This window comes from Leptospira kanakyensis (assembly GCF_004769235.1).
GTDB lineage: Bacteria > Spirochaetota > Leptospiria > Leptospirales > Leptospiraceae > Leptospira_A > Leptospira_A kanakyensis.
On the sequence record NZ_RQFG01000009.1, the window covers coordinates 1 to 1260 of the forward strand.

The 1260-nt window shown below is 34.0% G+C and carries 1 protein-coding gene; it reads left to right on the forward strand.

The features are described 5' to 3' along the window. Positions 1 to 1119 (forward strand): IS91 family transposase (locus tag EHQ16_RS07930; protein WP_135638863.1); only part of this gene is annotated, 1119 nt, incomplete at its 5' end. Positions 1120 to 1260: the final 141 nt, after the last annotated feature.

Here is a 1260-nt window from a genome sequence, read left to right on the forward strand (position 1 = left end):
AAAAACATCGATTTCATTCAATCGGCTAACTTGCCTAAGCATGTTAAAAAAACGGCTCTCGATATTGCACAATGCAGAACCAATGCTATGAACGGACATCTTTACCAATGCCCTGAAGAACATTTCTCTGTTTTCCTTAGAAATTCCTGTAATAACAGATTCTGCCCTAAATGCCAATACAGAAATAAAGATCTCTGGAATGTTGCTACTAAAAACTTGATTATTAATACTGATCATTATCATCTTGTCTTTAAGTTACCTACTTTCTGCTATCCTTTTGTTACTACTTTTTATAAAAACTTTGTAAATCTACTCTTTGAGGCTTCGAAGAAAACTATTTATAAAATATTAAAACTCTCTTTTGATATAAATGTTATTCCTGGATTTATCATGGTTTTACACACTCATGGTAAACTAAACCAATTCCATCCTCACATACATGTTCTTATCACTGATGGTGGACTTGATAAAACTAACAACAATTGGGTACTTTCTCAAAACAAACTCTTTGATTTCTACCAGTTCAATTCTATTTACCAAATCATACTTAAAAAAGAACTTCTCTCTTTCTATAAAAAACATTCTTCATTAGGAAACTCTTTTCTTGATCAAATTAATTCTAATTGCAAAATGTTCGCTTTTACTTCCGAAAAAATCTCTGATCCTTATCACGTCATCGACTACTTTACTAAATCTATAAAAGGCTCTAACATAAAAGAACAGGATCTTAATACCGATGACGATATCGTCTCTATTAATGTAGGTAAGCTTTCTTCTGATTTGTCCCAAAAAAACTTCATTAAACGTTATCTTTTACATGTTTTGCCTAGCGGAACTAAATCAATTCGCTATTTTGGACTCTATTCTCATAAAGCTAAGAATAGCCTTAATTCTGCAAAACTAAACTTCCCTGTTACCAAAAACTTGGATGAAATTACAAACATTCATCCAGAAAACTTCGAACATGAGTTCGATTATTTGCCTTACAAGTTTTGTCCTATCTGTAAAAAACATATGATCCTCATCGAAAAAACTTTACCGTTCGAGATGCCTTTGTATGTAGGACATACTTTTGCAGAACCACCTAATCTGGAGTTCTTTAACTCAATAGCGGCATAAATATATGACTCATTTTTGGGTATACATTCTCCATTACTCTCCCAAACTGGGTCACTACGTATAACATCCGCTAACCACTTCGCTTCGGGACTTACGCCCTCGCTCGGTCTACGACACATAGGCTTCTGGCACTCCTCTTGC